The organism is Marinomonas rhizomae (genome assembly GCF_003315485.1).
Taxonomy (GTDB): domain Bacteria; phylum Pseudomonadota; class Gammaproteobacteria; order Pseudomonadales; family Marinomonadaceae; genus Marinomonas; species Marinomonas rhizomae.
Window position 1 is genome coordinate 143664 of sequence record NZ_QNSE01000006.1, and the last position, 21934, is coordinate 165597.

Here is a 21934-nt window from a genome sequence, read left to right on the forward strand (position 1 = left end):
ATGTTGTCCAGCCTTTACTATATTGTCTAAGCTATCACAGGTATGATGGCCCATTCAGAGCGCTTTTCAATATTTCGACTTATTACCGGACACTTTTATGAACGACGAGATCAACTACACAAACAATCCTCTACACGGCTTAGGATTACAAGAACTGCTAACCCAAATAGTTGATCACTACGGTTTTGAGATTCTATACGCTTACCTGAACATCAACTGTTTCAAAACTAACCCAAGTATTGAATCCAGTGTGAAGTTTCTTAAAAAAACCGAATGGGCACGGGAAAAAGTAGAAATATTCTATCTGTATAAATACAAAAACTTACCACGAGTGTCATCGGAACAATTTGCATTGCCACCAAGAAAACGCATTATTCCTGAAGGCCAGACGCCCCGTGAGCCGGTAGAATTGAGTCTAGAAGATGCGGAACGCGTACGCGAGAAGCAAGCATTAAAAGCAGCAGAGCATGGTAAAACGAAAAGGTATGGTAACGGCAAGTCTGGTCAATGGGGAAGATAGGCAAAAGATAAGGCCACTTTCCTGAAAAACATATAGCTCTTAGAAACAATTTCCGCATACTTCATAGGAATAAAAAAACCAGCACGCTATAACAGAGTGCTGGTTTAAGTTAGAACCATAAAACGGTAAAACTTATCGTTGTGGCATATCCGCTACGCTATAGCCTAAACTAACGGTTGCATCTTCCGGTATTTGTGGCATGGTCTCATTCCAATCCAGCCATTGCTGTCTCATGTCTGCGAGTTTATCCGGATAACGCTTCGCAAGATTAGCGCGCTCACGAGCATCATTTTTAACGTTAAACAAATACTCGTGTTCATCCACTTTGAGATATTTCCACTCCTCTAACCGCAATGCTCTTTGGGCCCGATGTTTCATACGCCAATACAAGGGACGTTCAAAACGTTCGGTTTCCCCTTTCAGTACCGGCATTAGCGATACCCCATCTACTGGATAATTGGGATCAAACTCACCATTACCCGCTTCAAGGAGCGTTCTAGACCAATCCATCGTCATACAGTGCTGCATACTGACACTGCCTTTTTTGACAACCCCAGGCCAACGAACGACCCAAGGCACTCGAATTCCGCCTTCGGTTAAGTCCATTTTGCCGCCGACTAAGGGCCAATTATCAGAGAAGCGTTCGCCACCATTGTCACTGGTAAACACAATGAGGGTGTCATCTGCCATACCATGCTTTTCCAAAGTTTCCATGATACGGCCAATGCCTTCATCCATGTGATGAATCATTTTTCTGTAGGTATGAATGTTGCCACCTTCTAGATGGAATAAGGTCGTCATTTTTTCAGACAAATGCTCATCATCTCGAGTTTCCCAAGGCCAATGAGGCGCGGTGTAGTGAATACTCAAAAAGAAAGGCTGTTCTGACTTTTCTTCGGCTCTACGATTGATGAAATCAAGCGAACGCTCTGAAATAAGATCCGTCAGATACCCTATTTCTTTGTGCTCTTCTTCGTTTATCCATAAATCGTGATCACCTTGCCCACTTTTATGAGAGAAGTAATCGACACCACCTGCCATGATGCCAAAAAATTCGTCATAGCCCGAAGCTCTTGGGCCAAACGTCGGTGGGTAACCCAAATGCCACTTACCCATTAGGCCAGTATAATATCCAGCTTTTTTTAATTGCGACGGCAGTGTGGGAATATGCGTCGGCAAGCCTAATGTATCACTGCCTTTACTCTTACTATTAATCGGCTCTTCTAATGCTCCACGAAGGCGATACTGATACGCCATGGTCATTAAAGCAAAACGGGTGGGCGAACAGACTGGGGAATTTGCATAACCCTCTAAAAAAATCATGCCCTCTTCTGCTAATTTATCAATGTTGGGTGACACCTGTCCGAACTGAGCCTCACGACCACCGTAACAACCCAAATCGGCGTAACCAAGATCATCTGCGACTATGTATATTATATTCGTCATTGTTATGCTCCCTTAAATTTTTGTAATATTTTTAAATCGTGACGTAAATGCCAAGCCCACGAGAAGATGGCCAATGAAATACCTATTTGATCCCATAAAATACCTGGGGCGAACAACATGACAGCCGCCACCAAACGAGCGACGATTTCATAAAAATGCAATTTACGCATATGAAAACCAGTCAAGGCTGTCGCCAGTAATAAAATACCAATAGCCAGTTTGATCAGTAGCCAGCTCCAGGAAACGAAATCAAAAGGAACACCAGAGTCCCCAACCGTTAATAGCATTGGGTTAAAGGCAAAGGTGAATGGAATAATAAAAATCATGATGCCGACTTTCGACGCTTGCACAGAAGTACCAATCGGACCGCCTTTGGAGATACTGGCGGCGGCAAACGCGGCAATGGCGACAGGTGGTGTTATGGCAGACCCAACGGCAATAAAGAACACAAACATATGAGCCGTCAATGGTGCCAAACCAAGCTGTTCCATCGCTGGAATCGCAATCGTCGCTACTGTCACATAAGCAGGCAACGTTGGCATACCCATGCCCAAAACGATGCAGCAAAATGCTGCGATCAATAATGAAAACAGTAATGAACTGGACACGATGCTAGACAGTAAAACACTGAATTTTACTGGAACGCCCGTGGCCGATAGTGCCGAAATAACAATACTTACTGCTGCAATCGCCATCAATAAACCAGCAAACGTTCTACCACCAACACATAGGCTTTTAATCAGCTTAACTGGCTTTTCTCTAATATCCGGATTAATTAAACTCAATGGAAACAAGCAAACAAGTGCGGTAATAGAAGCGCCAGACGGAGATAGCCCGTACAGCAACAATGCGACAATAATCGCAAGAGGAATAAAAATCAGCAGTAAGTTGAGATAATCTTGTTTGACTGGCTTATCAACCCCAACAAATTCATCATCCGCTTTAATATCTAAGCGGCGTGACTCAAACACTATCATGGCAAATAAGCTAGCATAGTAAGCGATCGAAGGTACTAATACGGCAATAATCACCGTCATGTAGTTCACACCTACGAAATCGGCCATCACCAATGCCGCCGCTCCCATAATAGGTGGCATAATCTGTCCACCCGTTGACGCTGATGCCTCAACAGCACCGGCAAAATTAGCTGAAAAACCACGGCGTTTAATCATAGGGATAGTAATAACGCCCGTTCCCACCACGTTGCCTACTGCACTACCAGAAACCGTCCCGAACAAAGCAGAGGACAATACCGCCGCATGAGCTGGCCCGCCTGCTGTTTTACGCATCCAATGAAAGGCGATTCGAATCATAGAATCACCAGCGCCGACACCTTCCAGCAAAGCACCTAGGATGATAAAAGGAAACACAGTGGTAATAACAATCCCAAAGGTGCTACCTAAAATCCCCGTATCTAAGCTGTATAAAAGGTTCTGGGCCAAGGTTTCATTCACATCATGACTTACCGTCTGCAGTGGTCCTGGCCAATATTGACCAGTGGCCATGTACAAAATCCCTACAACTCCCAACAGAGCAACTGGAACCCCCCAAATACGCCAACAAAAGAATAAAGCGCCTACTGATGCCAGAACCGCTATCCACATTTCATTTGAGCCGAACAAGAACATGCCATCGTCCAACTCACTGCTGATTTGATAGAAGGACCAACAACACCACAGCATGCCAAACATCAAAACAGTACTAATGAGAGCAACGAAAACATTAGACTTACCATTCAAATAACTTTCATACATGGCAAGCGCTACAGCAACAACACACAAGGCAAAAAAAGAAGCTCGAAAAGACACTAGAGGCAATGGCCCTATTCGAAAGTCACCGATTGCAGGCATCACATTAGCAAGACCATACATACAGATAACAAAGCTCAAGATGGCTATAGCCAACGAGACAAACCTTAGCAAAAGGCCAGAGGAGGAATGCATAAAAAACTCCCTTAAACGGAGGCCAACGCCTCCGTTTAATTAGAAATACAAATAAATAGGAAAGTTTAAATATTACTTAGGCATTAATTCAGCAGGAATATCGACACCAATTTCTTGATAATAACGCACAGCACCTGGATGTAGGGGAGCATTAACACCAACAAAATAGTCAGTGACAGGAAGGTCTCTAAAGTTTGAATTTGACTCCGCGAGAGCGAGGCGATTCTCGACATAATTTTTCGTCAAGGTGTAAGCAATGTCATCGGACATATCTTTTTTTACCGCCATCATCATAACGGTTTGCCATGTAATAGCCGGATTTTCATTCACTTGACCTGGATAGGTATTAGGTGGAATAACGGCTGTTTGCATCCCTAGCCCTTTAGGCGGCACCATTTTTTCACCAGGTATTCCCAGTATACGAATATCATTAGTCAAACTTAATTCAGCGACCGATTGAGATCCTAAACCAAAGGCACCAACATAAACATCAAATTGTCCATCTTGATAACTCTGTGTCGCAGCACCCCATGGGGCTTTTATAGGATCATATTCGCCTTCAGATAATCCCCCTGCATTCGCCAATGCTATGATTTGTTGATTGGCGGCACCTGCTGGAGGTCCAATAAAGACACGCTGACCTTTGGCTTCTGGCCAAGACGTAATACCTGAATCGGCACGTGTAATAGCATGATAGTAACTACCAGGGATTGTGAATAAGCCTCGTACATTATGAGACAGCTCTTTGGCTTTATCTGACATTTTTGCATAAGGCCCCACACCTTTTTGCAATGCTGAAAAAGCTGGCGGAGGCACCATGGCAGAATCCAAGCTGCCCTTAGCAATTTTAAGCAATGATTTCGTCAAGGTTTGATTCAATGATAATTGAACATCGACACCACTTTTAGACCAATAAGGCGCCATAGCTTGAGGAACCATTCCTAAAAGGCTATTTGGTGACGCTGATTCCATGCCAATCTGCTCAGCATAACTGGCCGATGCAATAAAGCTGCTAGCACATACCATGCTGACTGCACACAAGCCGCTGCGTAATAATTTTTTAGGGTTATACATTGAACTCTCCGCTGATATTATTTTTTTTGTTTGTTTAGCTCTAATCAATCTAACCTTTTCACTGATATCCGTAAAATAGCAATTTGAAAGCTCAATCAATCAAAAGTAAATATAAAAAAAGACGTCTTTTGTACATCATTCCTATATTATCAGACCTATTAAGTATGCGTTATCGATCGTTAGGACTTCCTATTTGTTATTTTACGAATAGAAAAATCTCTAATATCATCAACCGCTATTTAAAAATAGGATGAGTTAAAACAGCCTGATGCTTGTCTGTTAAACAGCATAAATGGAATAGCTGGCGCTTTTAAATACAATCAATAGACATTTGTTAATCCACTTTGCTATGACGGACACCCTATGTTTCAGACTATTATGTCGACTTTATTTCCCTTTTTAATTTGGCTAAAGAAGCAGAATCCGACTATCGTCAGAAATGACATCATCGCAGGGATTACAGGTGCGGTGTTAGTCTTACCTCAAGGTGTTGCCTACGCTTACATTGCGGGACTTCCCCCAGAGATCGGCCTTTATACCGCAATTGTTTCTGCTTCTATCGCGGCATTATTTGGCAGCTCTTTTCACATGATCTCAGGGCCAACCGCCGCGCTATCGATTGTCGTAGCTTCTGTTATCCATCAAATTAGTTACACATCTGTTACCGAGCAAATGTCAATTGTGGTGACCCTATCGTTTTTAGTTGGGTTCATTCAATTCTCATTTGGTGCATTGCGACTTGGTGCCTTAGTTAATTTTATTTCACATACCGTCATTATCGGCTTCACCACAGGTGCCGCCTTGTTAATAGCAACCAGCCAAATAAAGCATCTGTTTGGGATTGAGTTAACGTCCCGCCTATCTTTTCTTGAGGAAATTAGTGCGATTGCACAACAGATTACTCAGCTCAATCCATATGCACTCGCAATCGGAGCAAGCACTCTTGCTGCATCTCTCATAGTAAAAAGCATTAATAAAAAACTTCCTAACCTGTTAATCGGTATGGTTGTTGGCAGCCTATTGAGCCTGCTTTTGGGGGCTCAGAATCATGGCGTAATCATGGTAGAAAGCATGCCGGGGACATTACCACCTATTTCGCTCCCCAATATGTCACCCTCGAATTTACAGGCATTATTTTCTGGCGCCTTCGCAGTCGCGCTTCTTGGGTTGATTGAAGCGGCGTCTATTGCTCGTGCTATTTCGATGCGATCCAAACAAATTATCGACGGCAATCAAGAGTTTATTGGCCAAGGGATGTCCAATATAGTGGGTGGATTTTTCTCATGTTACCCAAGCTCTGGCTCATTCACCCGCTCAGGAGCCAATTATGATGCAGGGGCTGTTAGCCCAATGTCTGCAGTATACGCAGCGATAATTGTTGCTTTAGTCATTGCGTTTGTTCCTTCTGCCACCTCATATTTACCTTTACCGGCAATGGCTGGAAGTGTGCTGCTAATCGCTTGGAATCTGGTCGACCGAAAGCACATCATGGAAACCCTTAAACTCAGTCATGCAGAAGCTATCATTTTACTGGGCACTTTTTTATCAACCTTATTCATTCAATTAGAATTTGCCATTTATGTCGGCATCATTTTATCCATTGGCTTTTATTTGCGCCGTACCTCAAGGCCAAGAATCATTGAAGTTGCCCCCATACAAAGCACTGACAATCGAATCATTCGTAATATTCAGCGATATTCCTTAGAGACTTGTCCCCAAATCAAAATGATCCGAATTGACGGCTCACTGTATTTTGGTTCCGTAGACTATGTACAAAAAACCATAGCTAAGCTAACTCAAGATGAGACAAAGTATCTAATCATAGTCGCAAAAGGGATTAACTTTATGGATGTATCAGGTATTCATTTACTTGAGTCTGAGATATCTCGAATTGAAAAGCGTGGCGGCAGTGTCAGAATTTGCTCTCTTAAAGGCACGGTATTGGATGAAATCCGTTCTATGCCAATTTTTAGTTCTTTTTTGAAACACTACCTGACAGACAACTCGAAAGAAGCCATCTCAAGCCTACTAGCATTTATAGATACGCAAAAATGTCATCAGTGTAATGCGCGTATTTTTAATGAATGCAAAAACTTTCCATCTGCTAATATAGTAAATCAACACATCTCGGTAGGGTCATAAAATGGAATCTAAACACCTTGTTTATCTGTCTATCATTTTAGAAAAAGGTTCTATCACCGCCGCTGCAGAACATTTGAATATTGCTCAGCCTACACTAACTAGAGCAATGGCAACGCTTGAAATGCAAGCCGGCACTCAGCTTTTCACCCGCAGTCGATTTGGTGTTTCGAGCACGCAAGTTGGAGAGTCATTAGCCAGGGAAGGACGAGCGATCACACGCAGGTTAAGCGCGGCAAAAGAACAAGTTTCTCGCTATAAGTTAGGTATTAAACAAAATTTACGCATTGCTTCAGGCTCATTACTTGCGATGGAAATCCTACCTATCATCATTGAGAGAATGTTGGAGCAACACCCAGAAATCGCCCTAACCGTCACTTGCCTTAATCCTTCTATTGCTCTTGAAGGACTAATGGATGATCAATTTGACATAATCATTGCACCACAACCATCAGACAAAAGCGCGATGAACATTCACAAAGAGCTTATTATTAAAGACAGGATTGGAATATTTTGTAGTGAAAATCATCCACTGGCGAACAAGCCACATATTCAAATTGAAGACTTCGAAGAATTAGATTGGCTCAGCCTTGGCATTGCTTCCTACTTTGAAAAACAAACTACTGAAATGCTCGCCTCCTATAAAATTCACAGCGGGAGAACGAAAATAGTCTTTCGTAATGACGCGATAATGCTGATAAGAATGCTGTCCTCTGGACGCTACCTCGCTGCTCTTCCTTGCTTTCCAGTTTCCGTTATCAAAGACACCTACTCCATTAGGGAAATACGCCTCGATAATACTATTCCCATTGAACGAGATATCTACGTAATGTGTTCAGAATTCTTAAAAGAACAAGGAGCCTTCCAATCTTTCACAAAAATCACCCACGAAGTCTTTGCGGAATTAAAAAAAGACCTAGAGCAATAGTTAGTCAGAAACGAGCCTCACACAGGTAAAAACCACGCCCTTTTAAAGGCCGTGGTTTTACATTTTCCCATATAAATATATGAAAAATTATTGGCTGAGTTCACTGACATTTTTTCGAAAGTAAGCAAGTGCCGCCTTTGCATCTACTTTGCGATCTGATACTGAGTCAATCCATGCCTTATCTATGCCTTCTTCCAGCTTCTCCATAGCTTTCACGATCGCATCATCTTCAGATAAATAGATTACCTTCACGCCGTTCGCTTTTGCTTCCAGAATGCCATCTTGGTCTTCTTTCCCCCAAGCCGCTCCAGCAAGTCTTGAAAGTTTCTCACCTGATACACTCATAATGGCGTCGCGATCTTTTTTGCTAAGACTCTCTAGCGTATCTGGATTCATCACAATACTAAATGCAGTGGTATAAAGCCCTTTAGGAAACAGAGTAAGGTCCGTCGTCACTTCACTTAAGCGCAAAGTTTTTTGCTGTGAAGTCGGTAAAAAGGTGCCATCTACCACACCTTGTTGCATCATTTCATAAGACTTAGGTGCCGGAGCAGAAACAGGCGTCACTTCCAAACGTTCGGCCAGAGTATTTACCAGACCACCACCAATACGCATTTTTTTACCTTTCAAATCGTCTAACGATTTGACTGGAAAGTTAGTATTCAACTGACCAGGACCGTGTACAAACAAAGCAAGTAATTCAAGACCTCTGAACTCTTGATCGGCTTTAAAGAATTTTTCATAAGTATGCCACAACGCCACAGAGCCAACTTCTGCATCGGTTATTTCACCTGGAATTTCAGCCACACTGGCTAGCTTGAATCGACCTGGCAAATAAGCGTTAACACTAAAACCTACATCATAAACACCGTCTTCTACAGCATCAAAAATCGTTTTAGGATCACCAGTATAATTTTCAATAACCACTTCAACACGACCTTCAGTCGCCTTTTCAACCCACTGTTTCCAAGTTGGCCAAACAATTGAGTTTTGCGAGCTCGTTGGCGGCAGCCAAGTAGCCACATGCAATGTCGTTTCTGCTGCTGAAACCATTCCAGACGCTAAAATAGACGTACCGCATAGCGCCCACAGTAGATTTTTTTTAACATTCATCATATTTATTATTCCTATAGTTTATGATTTACATTGATAAAAACTGCTCTCTCAGAACAATGACTTTCTCTAAAACCAATCAAACTTTTATGGCTATCAAAAGTCATAAAACACCCTAGCCTTTCATAACGACCTATTTTAAAGCTCATTGATCGTATAAAAATTGAGGCAAAAACATCGATACAGGAACGATGAAAACGATAATAAAAAGTCGAACAATATCGGCACACCAGAATGGCGTAACACCTTTAAAAATCGTGCCTGCTTTTACATCTTTTAATACTGCACTTAATACAAAGACATTCATTCCCACCGGTGGAGTTATCAAACTAATTTCGGTGACAACCACCACCACAATGCCAAACCAGACAAGGTCGAAGCCTAAACTAGACACAAGAGGATAAAAAACCGGCACAGTCAGAAGCAGCATAGAAAGACTTTCAAACACCATTCCAAGAAGGACATAAATCACGAGGATAACCATGATCACCAGCATAGGACTTAACTCCAATGCCGTAACAAGGTTCAACAAAGTATCAGGCAGACCAGCTCGGGTGATGAAATCCGAAAAAATAAACGCGCCAATCACAACACAAAACAACATTCCAGAGGTTCTAGCGGTGTCTACTAATGTTTCTAAAATTCCACCAAAGCTCAGACTGCGACGACTCAAACCAATAATTAGTGCTCCACCAGCACCAATGCCAGCCGCTTCCGTTGGTGTAAATACACCTAAATAAATACCGCCCATCACAATCGTGAACAGCAATAAAACACCCCAAATACTCTTTAAAGCCGCCATTCGCTCTTTAAATCCCATTCTCTCCCCAGCAGGACCCGCTGCAGGATTTCGCCAAACTACAAAGCGAACGGCACACATATAGAGAAAAATACCCAACATGCCGGGAATAAAACCAGCCGCAAATAACTCACGAATACTGGTCTGCGTCAGCAATCCATATATCACCAAAATAACGCTAGGAGGAATCAAAATACCCAATGTTCCACCCGCTGCAATAGAGGCTGTTGCCAAGCTATCCGCATAACCAAATTTACGCATTGGCGGCATGGACACTTTTGCCATGGTTGCCGAAGTAGCCAAACTGGACCCGCAAATAGCCGAAAAACCGCCGCAAGCTAATACAGTCGACATCGCCAGACCGCCTTTTCGATGCCCTAAAAAAGCATAAGAGGCGTTATATAATTCCTGCGATAAACCAGAACGGGTTACTAGATTCCCCATCAAAATGAACAAGGGAATTACGGATAGGTTGTAATCTTGAACAGTACCTATCACTCGATTCGATGCCAGCGTAAGAGCAGCCGTCCAGCGAAAGGACAATACATTGTCAAAGCTTAGCCCCTGCAAAATAGCAAAACCTAAAAAACCAACCACTCCCATCGCGAAAGCGATCGGCATACGAATAACCAAAATTAAAAATAAAAGAACGGCAAAGCCGATTAACACAACTGACATGCTACTCTCCAAATTGCTGCGATTCGTTATTGCCTTTCAGTACGCGATACGCACCATAAGTCAGCATACAAGCCGCGGTTACCCAGCTCATAATGGCGATATATTCGGTTAAATATCCGGTTGGAATTTTTAAATATTCACTAACCTCACCACGACGCAGAGACCGTTCAGCCAGCTCATAAATACGAATGGCCAGAAAATAAAACGAAGAAGAGACTATAAATACCGAGAATATGCCGAGCACTTTAACAATACGGTTACCTAAAACATGATCCAATAAATCCACGACCACATGGCTTCCACGCCACGTAATCAAAGGCATTTGAGCAAATACCATGATAGCTAAACCCATTTGAGTCAGCTCAAAAGCACCATTAATAGAATTATTAAAAAGGTAGCGACCCACTACATCTACACAAGTCAACGCCATCAACGAGAACAACACAGTTGCAGATACGACTTCTAGCACAACCCCAATCCAACGATAGATATTTGGCTCTGGGTAATGCTTCTCAATCCAGCCCTTTATCGACATGACAACTCCTAAATTTTTATTATTTTATTGAGTCAAATACATATGAAACCCAAAATCAGGGGCGGATAAACCGCCCCGTCGGCATCAAACAAATTGCTTCTTAACCAAGGTTAAAATGTCATAACTAGCGACCAACTCTTCATGTTGATTAGTGACTTGAACATCCCAAACCACCACTCCTTGTGGCTCGCCTTTCGGGCTTAACTTGCCTTGATCGATTTTGCGTTTGCAGGTTAAACGTGCGCGAATGGTGTCGCCAATTGGAACGGGAGTGATAAAGCGCAAAGTATCCAAACCATAATTTGCCAATACCGGACCTTCTCCAGGGGAAACAAATAAACCAGCGGCAGCCGATAAAACAAAATAACCATGGGCAATACGCTGTTCAAATTGAGAGTCACGGGCAGCAATATCATCGAAGTGCATGTAAAAATGATCACCAGATAAACAGCCAAAATTCACTATGTCAGTTTCCGTGACAGTTCGTCGATGAGTCAGTAAAGACTCGCCAATGCGAAGGTCTTCGAAATAACGACGGAATGGATGCACATCACTTTCATAAGTTTCACCACCACGAACATATTCTCCAGTGACCGCTGACAACATGGTTGGTGAACCCTGAATAGCAGCACGTTGCATATAATGTTTAACGCCGCGTATACCACCTAATTCTTCACCACCACCAGCCCGTCCTGGACCACCGTGTTTTAACATCGGCAGTGGAGAACCGTGTCCAGTGGATTCTTTGGAGGAGGCTTCATTAAGAATATGTACTCGGCCATGCCAAGCCGCTAAAGCAGGCACCACTTTTCTCGCAATCTCAGGGTCTTGAGTTACTAATGTTGTTACCAAAGATCCCTTACCACGCGCCGCAAGCGCAATAGCATGGTCGATATTTTTATAAGGCATTAGGGTGCTGATTGGACCGAACGCTTCAATGTCATGCGCGCCGCCTTCTGCATCTGGATCATTACTCAGCAACAAGGTCGGCTGTATAAACGCACCTTTCTCAGAACCTTTACCTAAAAGCTCAAAGCCGTCTTCATGACCATAAACAAGCTGACTACTTTTTAATAACGCTTCAAGCTGCGCCAATACATCTACTTTTTGCTCAAAAGATGCCAATGCGCCCATGCGTACTGTGTCTAAATGAGGATCGCCAATAGACACTTTGGCAAGGCGTGCGGTTAAGCGCTCGGAGACGGCCTGAACTTGATTTTCAGGAATCATAACACGACGAATCGCAGTACATTTCTGCCCTGCTTTCACCGTCATTTCACGTGCTACTTCTTTAATGAAAAGATCAAATTCAGGGCTATCTGCTGATACATCAGGAGCCAAAATGGCACAGTTCAACGAATCGGCTTCGGCATTAAAAGGAATAGAGTTATTGATAATATTCGGTGTGATTTTTAATTTAGCAGCGGTGCTCGCAGAGCCCGTAAAAGTCACTACATCTTGACCATCCAAACGATCTAATAAATCGCCAGTACGTCCAATGATTAACTGCAAACTGCCTTCAGGCAATAAACCAGACTCTTGCATCAGACGCACACAAGCCTCAGTCAGATACGAGGTAGAGGTCGCAGGCTTAACAATACAGGGCATACCCGCCAAAAAGTTAGCGGCGAATTTTTCTAACATGCCCCAAATCGGGAAGTTAAACGCATTGATATGTACGGCAACACCTTGGCGAGGCACCAAAATATGTGAGCCAAAAAATTGCCCATCACGACCTAAAGGAAAGGCATCATCTTCATGAATCAGGTTACCCGATGGCAACTCACGTCGGCCGACACTCGCATAAGCAAACAGCGTACCTGCACCACCTTCTATGTCGACCCAGCTGTCATTGCGAGTCGCGCCAGTTAACAGCGAAGTTGCGTATAACGACTCCTTGTGCTCAAGTAAATATTTGCCTAAGTCACGTAAACAAGATGCGCGACTCTGGAAATCCATTACCATTAAAGAAGCACGCCCTTTGGTACGGGCAAACTCCAGTGAACAACCAAAATCAATAGCTTCAGCGTGCGTATGATAAATTACTTCACCGTTAACAGGGCTAGCTAACGCTTGTCCAGCTTGCTTCCCTAACCACTCCCCAGCAATAAAACTTTGTAGAACTGGGCTTTGTAAAACAGAGCTTGGGCTCATAGTGCTCTCCATCAGTGACATAAAGCCACCGTCATCTTTGTTGTTTTTATGATGCATCGATCGTATTTTTTTATGTGTTAAATCGTCTTTGTGATCGGCTGGGCCGCCCCATAGACTTATATCTGGTCAAAATCCAGCACAACCTTTTTAGACACAGGGTAAGACTGGCAAGAAAGCACATAACCCGCTTCCACTTCGTAGTCTTCCAGACCAATACTGATGTCCATATCCACTTCGCCTTCAACCACCTTACATTTACAGGTAGAGCACACACCGGCTCGACACGAGAACGGCAAGTCTGCACCCTGATCGTTACCCGCATTCAGCAAATTTTCGGTATTCTGCTTCAAGTCAAAGTTCATTGCATGACCATCACGAATGACGGTGATTTCCGACATATCTGCATTAGCAGCTGCGTGTGCACGCTGCTCTCGTTTGCGCTCATTACCTGCTGCGGCAAACAGTTCAAAGTGGATTTTTTCTTCTGGTGTACCAGACTCTTTTAATAAATCTCTCACCGTTTCCGTCATGGATTGAGGGCCACAAATAAAGGCCCCAGCCAGTGTCTTCACATTTACCCAACGCTCAAACAAGGCACGACATTTATCTTCATCAATGTGACCGTTATACAAATCAATATCTTGCTGTTCACGACTCAAAACGAAAATCAGATTCAACCGATCCATGTACGTGTTTTTTAAATCGGCAAGTTGATCTCGAAACATGGTGGAAGACGTGGAGCGATTACCATATAAAAGCGTGACTTTGCTGTGCGGCTCAGCGGCCAAAGTCGTTTTTGCAATGGATAGAATTGGAGTAATACCGCTGCCTGCGGCAACCAACAAATAGTCACCACGTCGAACTGGATCAAGCTCTGAATAAAAATGCCCTAGCGGTGGCATTACCTCAAGAACATCACCGACCTTGATCGAATCATTAGCAAAGGTAGAAAAAAGCCCATCAGGCACACGCTTTATGGCGACGCGCATTTCATTGTCTTGAACACCACTACAAATAGAATAAGAACGACGTACTTCTTGACCATCAATTTGAGTACGCAACGTCAAAAATTGACCTTGTTTAAATTGATAGCTTTGCGCTAAATCCTCAGGGATATCAAAAGCGAGCGAAATAGAATCACGAGTTTCACGACGTAAATCTGAAACAGTAAGTGAGTGAAATTGATTCATCTGTGTCTCCACGGCCACGTTATTTTTATCTATGGCTCAAATGCATTTAAAATAATCAAACGGTTCTAAACAAAACTTACACCGATACAAGGACTTGCAGGCTGTCGAGCCGAATTCACTTAATTGTTCAGTGTCTTCACTGCCACAATTTGGACATTCAACTGGTGTAATTCCCGACAACAAAGAGCGTTTACTTGAGCTCCCGACCGGAGGTGCAATTCCATAAGCTTTAAGGCGATTTCGCCCTTGTTCGTTAATCCAATCCGTTGTCCACGCAGGGTCTAAACGCTGCGCGACTTTAGGGTGTGAAAAACCGGCATTTTGCAGTGCATCACGTATCGAGGTTTCAATATATTCCGTGGCAGGACAGCCTGAATACGTTGGGGTAACCACCACAAAAAGATGCCCATCTGCCCAACTAATGTCTCGCACAATGCCTAGATCCATCACGCTAACCACGGGTACTTCAGGATCCATAACCTCTTCCAGCACGCTATATGCATACTGGATATCGGCCTCGCCCCCTGAACGACCTTGTTGGTCGGTGGCAATTAACTCACCAGCTGGCATCGGGATAAGCTCGTTGCAAGAACTGCATTTCTGCCAATAACATCCCCAGATGCTCTGAGTGCATACCGGTTCGAGCACTCAAGTAGAAAGCGCTTGGTTCATCAGGAACCGTTAACGTCGCTTTAGCGAATACGTTGTTTACTGTCGCCAGCCATTGTTCCGGCAATTCGCTAAGCGCTGGAATATTTCCTGATTCAGACAAAACCAATTCAGCGTCGCTTTTTTCAACCAATTCAAAGGTAAAGCGCCAAACGGTATCGATCGCTTTTTCCATGCGCTGATGGCTTTCTTCGGTACCGTCACCCAAACGCTCAACCCATTGAGATGAGCGACGCAAGTGATAAGTCACCTCTTTTAGTGACTTGGTTGCAATCGCCGCAATACGTTCATCACCTGCGTCTTTTAACATCGTAAGTAGATGAAATTGCCAAGCGTCATAAAAAAATTGCTTCGTCATAGTGACGGCAAAATCACCATTAGGCTGTTCTACCAACAACAAATTACGGAACGCACGTTCATCGCGGCGAAAAGCTAATGTGTCAGCATCCGTTCCATCGTTAATTCGTTCGGCGGCGTATTCATACCAATTGCGAGCCTGGCCAACTAAGTCAAGGCCAACGTTCATCATACCCATTTCTTCTTCAAGCGCTGGAGCACGCCCTGTCCACTCACAAAGACGCTGAGCATGAATCAAAGCACTATCGCCAAGGCGCAACAAAAATTCGGTTAATTCATCGTATTTAGTCATAACCACCTCACATATGCCCGACTTCATCTGGCAGCTCATAAAAGCTGGCATGACGATAAACTTTGTCTTCCGATGGATCGAATAAAGGTTCTTTTTCATCACTTGCAGTAGCGGTTATTGAGGCTGATGGTACGGCCCAAATACTCACACCTTCATTTCGTCGAGTATAAAGATCACGGGCATTTTCAATCGCCATTTCGGCATCTACGGCGTGAACACTGCCAACATGCTTGTGATTTAGACCATGTTTACTACGGATAAATACTTCAAAAAGTGTCCATTCAGACATGAGAGATACCTCTAATAAATTAGGCAGCAGCCTGTTGTTTTTGTTTTTTATTTGCATGAGCCACTGCCGCTTCCCGCACCCAAGCTCCGTCCTGAATCGCATTTCGACGTGTTTCCAAACGCTCTCGATTACAAGGGCCATTGCCTTTGAGAACCTCGTAGAATTCTTTCCACTGAATTTCACCAAAATCGTAATGACCACGCTCTTCATTCCATTTCAAATCAGGATCTGGAACCGAGCAACCCAATAGCTCTAATTGCGGTATGGTTTGGTCAATAAAGCGTTGGCGTAGCTCATCATTCGTATGGCGCTTGATTTTCCATGCCATAGACTGAGCCGAGTTAGGAGATTCCGCATCACTTGGGCCAAACATCATTAATGACGGCCACCACAAGCGATTGATCGCATCCTGCACCATGTCTTTTTGTGCCTGGATGCCATGGCGCATCATGTGCAACAGGATTTCGTAACCTTGACGCTGATGAAAGCTTTCTTCTTTACAAACTCGGATCATGGCACGGGAGTAAGGTCCATACGAAGTACGCTGAAGGGGTACCTGATTGACAATCGCAGCGCCATCAACCAACCACCCCACAGCGCCCATATCGGCCCAATTAAGTGTTGGATAGTTAAAAATGCTCGAATACTTAGCACGCCCAGAATGAAGCTTCTCAATCTCTTCATCACGATCCGCACCGAGCGTTTCCATCGCGCTATATAGATACAAACCATGGCCCGCTTCATCTTGAATTTTGGCCATTAGTTGTAACTTTCGCTTCAAAGTTGGCGCACGGGTCACCCAATTACCTTCTGGCAACATCCCAACAATTTCAGAATGAGCATGCTGGGAAATTTGACGGATCAAGGTTTTGCGATAGTTATCTGGCATCCAGTTTTTAGCCTCGATTTTAATCTCGGCATCAATTTTTTCCTGAAATGCCCTTTCTTCTGGCCCCATTTCAGCTAGGGATTTTATTGCTTTTGTCCCTGTTTCAACTTGTTGCGCGTACATAAGAACGTCTCCAATATCGTAAAAACAAATCACTTCATTAATAAGAGAATAGACTAACGATACATAAATTCAAGATATATTTTAATTTTATGTATCACTTAAACCTCCAAATTTCAGACAACAAAAAGCGGTAACCTCTTAAAGTAAGAGGTTACACTCTATTAAATAAAAAGCTTAATTAAGCGGAAATTCGTTTGTCGTAAACGTGTCTAGCCTTGCCCTCTGAACGAGCTATACTACCTATATCTCTTACCTTAACGTTAATGCTGATTCCTATCGACGACTTTACGTGGTGACGCAATTCGTTAATGGCACCATGGACTTTTTGCTCATCAAAGCCAGCACACTCGGGACGCAGCTCAACATGCACATCCACACCATCCATGTTTCCATTACGATACAAGTGTATTTCATAGTTTTCTGAAAAGTGATTTACTTTAATTACCTCTTCTTCAATTTGTGTTGGAAAAACATTCACACCGCGAATAATCATCATGTCGTCGCTACGACCAGTAATTTTATCGATGCGGCGCATGCGACGAGCGGTCCCCGGTAATAGTCGAGTTAAATCGCGCGTGCGGTAACGAATCATCGGCAAGGCTTCTTTGCTTAAGCTGGTAAATACCAACTCGCCCATCTCACCATCTGGCAACACCTCACCCGTATTCGGATCAACAATTTCAGGATAGAAATGGTCTTCCCATACCGTAGGTCCATCCTGACTTTCTGCGCACTCCATCGCCACTCCAGGCCCCATAATTTCAGACAAGCCATAAATATCCATAGCACGAATACCTGCACGCTCTTCTACCGAACGACGTAATTCTTGTGTCCACGGCTCGGCACCAAAAATACCTAAACGCAACTTAAGCCCAAGCGGATCGATACCTTGTTTTTCCATTTCGTCTAGCAAATTCAACATATAAGAGGGCGTCACCATAATAATGTCAGGCTGAAAGTCTTGAATCAGGCGCACTTGCTTTTCGGTTTGTCCACCAGACATAGGAATAACCGTACAACCAAGACGTTCGGCGCCATAATGAGCTCCCAAACCACCCGTAAACAGGCCGTAACCATACGCATTGTGTAACATATCGCCTTTTTTCCCACCCGCCGCACGGATCGAACGCGCCACAATGTTGGCCCAATTATCAATATCATTCTGGGTGTATCCTACGACCGTTGGCTTACCTGTCGTTCCGCTTGATGCGTGAAGGCGAACCACTTGATTCATCGGTGTTGCAAACATACCGTACGGATAGCTATCTCGTAGATCTGATTTTGTAGTGAAAGGAAGTTTGGCAAGATCGTCCAAGGTTTTAATATCATCTGGGTGCAAACCCAACTGATCAAAACGCTGCTTATACATAGGAACATTGCTATAAGCATGACGAACAGTCCACTGCAAACGCTCTAGTTGATGAGCTCGCAACTCATCAATACTGGCTGTTTCCATTGGATCAAGTTGATCTGGATTAAACCGACTACGAATATCCATTGTTGCGCTCTCTCTGTTATTATTTTTAGAATTTAGTATTCATGGCTGCATTATTTTTTTTGGTGACACAACCTTATTATTTTGACTGCTGAGTTAATTAAGTCGCTCAATCACCATCGCTATCCCTTGCCCAACACCAATGCACATGGTGCATAAAGCATAACGCTTATCCTTAATTTCCAACTCATTTAACGCCGTGGTAATCAATCGCGCGCCACTCATCCCCAATGGATGACCTAATGCGATGGCACCGCCATTTGGATTCACGCGAGCATCGTCATCTGCTAAACCAAGCTCGCGTAATACCGCTAAGCCTTGCGATGCAAAGGCTTCATTTAATTCAATAACATCCATATCCTCTAAAGTAAGACTCACTTGCTCGAGTACCTTTTTAGACGCTGGCGCAGGGCCTATTCCCATAATACGAGGTTCAACCCCTGCCGCCGCCATACCTAATATTCGACCACGCGCTTTTAAACCATAGGTTGCTGCGGCTTCTTCGCTTGCCAACAACAAGGCGCAAGCGCCGTCGTTAACACCTGATGCATTACCTGCGGTCACTGTGCCTTTACCATCTCGACGAAACGGTGTCGAGAGATTCGACAAAGCCTCCAAACTGGTGTCCGCACGAGGATGCTCATCTTGACTAACAACAATGGGGCCCCCTTTTCGTTGCGGAATAACAACCGGGATGATCTCTTTCGACAAACGTCCATTTTGTTGAGCGACTGCCGTTTTTTGCTGACTTCGCAAAGCAAATACGTCTTGGTCTACGCGGGAAATATTAAACTCCTCCGCTACATTTTCAGCGGTTTCAGGCATAGAGTGCACGCCAAACTGATCTGCCATTAACTTATTAACAAAGCGCCAACCTATCGTTGTGTCATACATATCCGCTTGGCGAGAAAAAGCCTGATCCGCTTTCCCCAAGACAAATGGCGCTCGCGACATAGACTCAACCCCTCCCGCAATCATCAACCCCGCCTCACCAGCACGAATTGTTCTGGCTGCCAAGCCAACCGCATCCATACCAGAACCACACAAACGATTGATTGTTGAACCCGGAACACTGTGTGGAAGACCAGACAACAAAGAAGACATACGCGCCACATTGCGATTATCTTCACCCGCTTGGTTCGCACAACCATACAAGACATCATCTACTTTTGACCAATCGACCGTCGGGTTTCGATCCATAAGAGATTTTATTGGAATCGCCCCCAAATCGTCTGCTCTGACTTTAGAAAGCGCGCCACCATAGCGCCCAACCGGCGTACGGATAGCATCAATAATAAGAGCATCAGTCATTTGCGTTCTCCTGTGACAGTATCTCGCCTTTAACGCGGTAAGATTTACCGTGAAATATAGCGATCAATTGATCTTGTTGATTATAAATCTCTACGTCGTAGTTTCCTGTACGCCCACCACGACTTTGCTCACGACAACTTGCGACAAGCACATCACCCTGAAAAGCAGGAGCGACAAAATCAATAGAACAACCAAGCGCTACGGTTGGTTGATTGTAGGTATTACAAGCAAACGCAAAAGCCGAATCGGCCAAGGTAAACATGTAACCTCCGTGGCACGTTTTATAGCCTTGCAACATAAAGTCTTGCACTATCATGCGAACTTTAGACTGACCTGGTGCAGAAAATAGTAACTCAATTCCTAAATGCCGACTGGCAACATCCTGCTGATACAAGGTTTGCGCACAACGCTCGGCAAGCTCCATTTTCACCTGCTCTTCAGTCAGCTTATTATTGGTCATGAAAACTTTCTCCTAACATTGCGGTACGACGCATTAATAAAGAAGGACGATATCTGTCCTCACCATAAGATTGATGCAAGTGACGCAGCACCCTTTCCACATAAGCAATACCAATAGAGTCTGCCCATGCCAATGGACCTTTTGGATAATTCACGCCAAAACACATGGCCGTATCGACACCCTCTGCAGTCGCAACACCTTGCAAAACGGCGTCAGCCGATTCGTTCGCCAACATAGCGACCGTACGCATCACAACCAAAGCTGGCGAATCCATCACTTCACTCACTTTAATGCCAACCAAATCAAGACACTGAACAACATCATTCAGCGTCTCCTCGGATGTCGATGCCGAACGGCTCAAGGCAATGTTAGTTGCACTTTGATAATGCAGAGCTAAGTCCACCAAAACCAGATCGCTCAGCTGTTCATCCTTGGCTCGTTCACACGCCATACGCCCATCGGTTAATGCCAGCAAGGCTCGGCCAATTCTTATATAGCCTTTTGCTAATCCAGATACTTGTGTTACTTGAACACCTGCCTGAGACAAACGCTCAACCAACCCAGCCAGATGACCAACATTTTCAGACACTTCACACTGTATCGTGCCCGCATGCATAGAAGACGAGACAAACACAACTTGAGCCTCAGGCTTTTCAGCCCCCTCTTGATAAGAATAAAAACCTTGGCCAGTTTTCCGCCCTAAAAATCCAGCATCGACCAAGTCTTTTTGAATCAAAGAAGGCTGAAAGCGAAAATCACCATAATAAGCATCAAATACAGAACAGGTGACGGCATAATTCACATCATGACCTATCATATCGGTCAGTTCGAAAGCGCCCATTCGAAAACCACCAGCCCCCTTTAACAAAGCATCCAGAGTCGCACAATCGGCCACTTGCTCTTGTCGTAAGCGAAAACTTTCAGCGTAAAAAGGGCGAGCCACTCGATTAACAATAAAACCAGGAGTAGAGGTCGCATAAACCGGCTTTTTCCCCCAATTTAAAGCGGTTTCATAAACACAGGCCGCAACATCAGAATCGGTTGCTAAGCCAGACACCACTTCAACCAGTTTCATAATGGGAGCCGGATTAAAGAAATGCATGCCAACCATACGTTCTGGGTGCTTCATTCCCGACGCTAAACGGGTAATAGAAATAGAAGAAGTATTACTGGCCAAAATACAGTCTGCAGAGCAAACCGACTCTAACGTATCAAAAATGGCTTTCTTGACGTCGATTTTTTCAACGATAGCCTCTACCACCAATCCAGCATCCGCCAAATCGTTCAGCGAGTTCGCGACCTCCAATCGAGCTAATATTTGCTGCACTTGCCCTGCGGTAAACTTTTTACGTTCTACTAACTTAGCTAATTGCCTTGCCATTGAATCGATAGCTGTTTGAGCAACCCCTTCTCGGTTGTCATAAAGCTTTACTTGATGACCCGCTTGAGCAGCCACTTGAGCAATCCCTGCTCCCATCGCGCCAGCACCAATCACCCCAACAACCGTATTTTGCTTTAAAGCAGACACAA

General features: G+C 44.0%; 19 protein-coding genes. 3 read left to right on the top strand and 16 right to left on the bottom strand.

The genetic code is table 11. The features are described from left to right. Positions 1-97: 97 nt before the first annotated feature. The gene (locus DFP80_RS08845) at positions 98-520 is read left to right on the top strand and encodes a VF530 family protein (RefSeq protein WP_113916450.1); all 423 of its coding nucleotides are present in this window, start codon (positions 98-100) and stop codon (positions 518-520) included. A gap of 132 nt (positions 521-652) precedes the next feature. Here the strand turns inward: DFP80_RS08845 and DFP80_RS08850 are convergent, their stop codons facing one another. From DFP80_RS08850 to DFP80_RS08860, 3 genes are all read right to left on the bottom strand, one after another. Further along, positions 653-1966: a sulfatase family protein gene (locus DFP80_RS08850; protein ID WP_175020602.1), complete on the bottom strand. Its 1314-nt coding sequence runs from the start codon at positions 1964-1966 to the stop codon at positions 653-655. Positions 1967-1968: 2 nt separating this feature from the next. Further along, positions 1969-3909, bottom strand: a complete 1941-nt coding sequence (locus DFP80_RS08855) for a TRAP transporter permease (RefSeq protein WP_113916452.1) — start codon at positions 3907-3909, stop codon at positions 1969-1971. A 72-nt stretch (positions 3910-3981) separates the two neighbouring features. Further along, entirely contained in the window at positions 3982-4983 is a 1002-nt protein-coding gene (locus DFP80_RS08860; protein ID WP_113916453.1) for a TAXI family TRAP transporter solute-binding subunit, read from the bottom strand. Positions 4984-5346: 363 nt separating this feature from the next. Between DFP80_RS08860 and DFP80_RS08865 the strand changes: the two genes are divergently transcribed. Both DFP80_RS08865 and DFP80_RS08870 read left to right on the top strand, forming a co-directional pair. Further along, on the top strand, positions 5347-7125 hold the full coding sequence (locus DFP80_RS08865; RefSeq protein WP_113916454.1) for a SulP family inorganic anion transporter: 1779 nt from the start codon (positions 5347-5349) through the stop codon (positions 7123-7125). 1 nt (position 7126) lies between these two features. Further along, complete coding sequence (locus DFP80_RS08870) at positions 7127-8050, top strand: LysR family transcriptional regulator (RefSeq protein ID WP_113916455.1); 924 nt, start codon at positions 7127-7129, stop codon at positions 8048-8050. 87 nt (positions 8051-8137) lie between these two features. On the opposite strand, the gene DFP80_RS08875 is transcribed toward DFP80_RS08870, so the two are convergent. From DFP80_RS08875 to paaH, 13 genes are all read right to left on the bottom strand, one after another. Beyond that, positions 8138-9166 carry a TRAP transporter substrate-binding protein gene (locus DFP80_RS08875; protein ID WP_113916456.1) on the bottom strand — a complete coding sequence of 343 codons (1029 nt, stop codon included), beginning with the start codon at positions 9164-9166 and terminating at the stop codon, positions 8138-8140. Between the two features lie 142 nt (positions 9167-9308). Then, complete coding sequence (locus DFP80_RS08880; protein ID WP_113916457.1) at positions 9309-10640, bottom strand: TRAP transporter large permease; 1332 nt, start codon at positions 10638-10640, stop codon at positions 9309-9311. 1 nt (position 10641) lies between these two features. After that, complete coding sequence (locus tag DFP80_RS08885) at positions 10642-11175, bottom strand: TRAP transporter small permease (protein WP_113916458.1); 534 nt, start codon at positions 11173-11175, stop codon at positions 10642-10644. Positions 11176-11259: 84 nt separating this feature from the next. Continuing rightward, positions 11260-13329 (bottom strand): phenylacetic acid degradation bifunctional protein PaaZ, encoded by a 2070-nt coding sequence (paaZ, locus tag DFP80_RS08890; RefSeq protein ID WP_206610570.1) that lies wholly within the window; start codon positions 13327-13329, stop codon positions 11260-11262. Between the two features lie 116 nt (positions 13330-13445). Further along, positions 13446-14519 carry a 1,2-phenylacetyl-CoA epoxidase subunit PaaE gene (paaE, locus tag DFP80_RS08895; RefSeq protein ID WP_113916459.1) on the bottom strand — a complete coding sequence of 358 codons (1074 nt, stop codon included), beginning with the start codon at positions 14517-14519 and terminating at the stop codon, positions 13446-13448. Positions 14520-14555: 36 nt separating this feature from the next. Continuing rightward, positions 14556-15089 carry a 1,2-phenylacetyl-CoA epoxidase subunit PaaD gene (paaD, locus tag DFP80_RS08900; RefSeq protein ID WP_113916460.1) on the bottom strand — a complete coding sequence of 178 codons (534 nt, stop codon included), beginning with the start codon at positions 15087-15089 and terminating at the stop codon, positions 14556-14558. After that, positions 15076-15837 carry a 1,2-phenylacetyl-CoA epoxidase subunit PaaC gene (gene paaC / locus DFP80_RS08905; protein ID WP_113916593.1) on the bottom strand — a complete coding sequence of 254 codons (762 nt, stop codon included), beginning with the start codon at positions 15835-15837 and terminating at the stop codon, positions 15076-15078. Before paaC ends, paaD begins: the two co-directional genes overlap by 14 nt. Positions 15838-15844: 7 nt before the next feature. Beyond that, complete coding sequence (paaB, locus tag DFP80_RS08910) at positions 15845-16126, bottom strand: 1,2-phenylacetyl-CoA epoxidase subunit PaaB (RefSeq protein WP_113916461.1); 282 nt, start codon at positions 16124-16126, stop codon at positions 15845-15847. Positions 16127-16145: 19 nt separating this feature from the next. Further along, the gene (gene paaA / locus DFP80_RS08915) at positions 16146-17138 is read right to left on the bottom strand and encodes a 1,2-phenylacetyl-CoA epoxidase subunit PaaA (protein ID WP_113916462.1); all 993 of its coding nucleotides are present in this window, start codon (positions 17136-17138) and stop codon (positions 16146-16148) included. 178 nt (positions 17139-17316) lie between these two features. Next, positions 17317-18636: a phenylacetate--CoA ligase PaaK gene (paaK, locus tag DFP80_RS08920; RefSeq protein WP_113916463.1), complete on the bottom strand. Its 1320-nt coding sequence runs from the start codon at positions 18634-18636 to the stop codon at positions 17317-17319. Positions 18637-18729: 93 nt separating this feature from the next. Further along, entirely contained in the window at positions 18730-19944 is a 1215-nt protein-coding gene (pcaF, locus tag DFP80_RS08925) for a 3-oxoadipyl-CoA thiolase (RefSeq protein WP_113916464.1), read from the bottom strand. Further along, entirely contained in the window at positions 19937-20404 is a 468-nt protein-coding gene (gene paaI / locus DFP80_RS08930) for a hydroxyphenylacetyl-CoA thioesterase PaaI (protein ID WP_113916465.1), read from the bottom strand. The genes pcaF and paaI overlap by 8 nt, the downstream gene beginning before the upstream one ends. Continuing rightward, on the bottom strand, positions 20394-21932 hold the full coding sequence (paaH, locus tag DFP80_RS08935) for a 3-hydroxyacyl-CoA dehydrogenase PaaH (RefSeq protein ID WP_113916466.1): 1539 nt from the start codon (positions 21930-21932) through the stop codon (positions 20394-20396). Before paaH ends, paaI begins: the two co-directional genes overlap by 11 nt. Positions 21933-21934 lie beyond the last annotated feature (2 nt).

What these genes read in the sequence shown, in the direction of transcription:
- paaK (WP_113916463.1), bottom strand. Translation starts at nt 18,636, where the DNA reads ATGGATATTCGTAGTCGGTTTAATCCAGATCAACTTGATCCAATGGAA.
- DFP80_RS08870 (WP_113916455.1), top strand. Translation starts at nt 7,127, where the DNA reads ATGGAATCTAAACACCTTGTTTATCTGTCTATCATTTTAGAAAAAGGT.
- pcaF (WP_113916464.1), bottom strand. Translation starts at nt 19,944, where the DNA reads ATGACTGATGCTCTTATTATTGATGCTATCCGTACGCCGGTTGGGCGC.
- DFP80_RS08855 (WP_113916452.1), bottom strand. Translation starts at nt 3,909, where the DNA reads ATGCATTCCTCCTCTGGCCTTTTGCTAAGGTTTGTCTCGTTGGCTATA.
- paaB (WP_113916461.1), bottom strand. Translation starts at nt 16,126, where the DNA reads ATGTCTGAATGGACACTTTTTGAAGTATTTATCCGTAGTAAACATGGT.
- DFP80_RS08875 (WP_113916456.1), bottom strand. Translation starts at nt 9,166, where the DNA reads ATGATGAATGTTAAAAAAAATCTACTGTGGGCGCTATGCGGTACGTCT.
- DFP80_RS08850 (WP_175020602.1), bottom strand. Translation starts at nt 1,966, where the DNA reads ATGACGAATATAATATACATAGTCGCAGATGATCTTGGTTACGCCGAT.
- DFP80_RS08865 (WP_113916454.1), top strand. Translation starts at nt 5,347, where the DNA reads ATGTTTCAGACTATTATGTCGACTTTATTTCCCTTTTTAATTTGGCTA.
- paaE (WP_113916459.1), bottom strand. Translation starts at nt 14,519, where the DNA reads ATGAATCAATTTCACTCACTTACTGTTTCAGATTTACGTCGTGAAACT.
- DFP80_RS08860 (WP_113916453.1), bottom strand. Translation starts at nt 4,983, where the DNA reads ATGTATAACCCTAAAAAATTATTACGCAGCGGCTTGTGTGCAGTCAGC.
- paaC (WP_113916593.1), bottom strand. Translation starts at nt 15,837, where the DNA reads ATGACTAAATACGATGAATTAACCGAATTTTTGTTGCGCCTTGGCGAT.
- DFP80_RS08885 (WP_113916458.1), bottom strand. Translation starts at nt 11,175, where the DNA reads ATGTCGATAAAGGGCTGGATTGAGAAGCATTACCCAGAGCCAAATATC.
- DFP80_RS08880 (WP_113916457.1), bottom strand. Translation starts at nt 10,640, where the DNA reads ATGTCAGTTGTGTTAATCGGCTTTGCCGTTCTTTTATTTTTAATTTTG.
- paaI (WP_113916465.1), bottom strand. Translation starts at nt 20,404, where the DNA reads ATGACCAATAATAAGCTGACTGAAGAGCAGGTGAAAATGGAGCTTGCC.
- paaA (WP_113916462.1), bottom strand. Translation starts at nt 17,138, where the DNA reads ATGTACGCGCAACAAGTTGAAACAGGGACAAAAGCAATAAAATCCCTA.
- paaD (WP_113916460.1), bottom strand. Translation starts at nt 15,089, where the DNA reads ATGCCAGCTGGTGAGTTAATTGCCACCGACCAACAAGGTCGTTCAGGG.
- DFP80_RS08845 (WP_113916450.1), top strand. Translation starts at nt 98, where the DNA reads ATGAACGACGAGATCAACTACACAAACAATCCTCTACACGGCTTAGGA.
- paaZ (WP_206610570.1), bottom strand. Translation starts at nt 13,329, where the DNA reads ATGAGCCCAAGCTCTGTTTTACAAAGCCCAGTTCTACAAAGTTTTATT.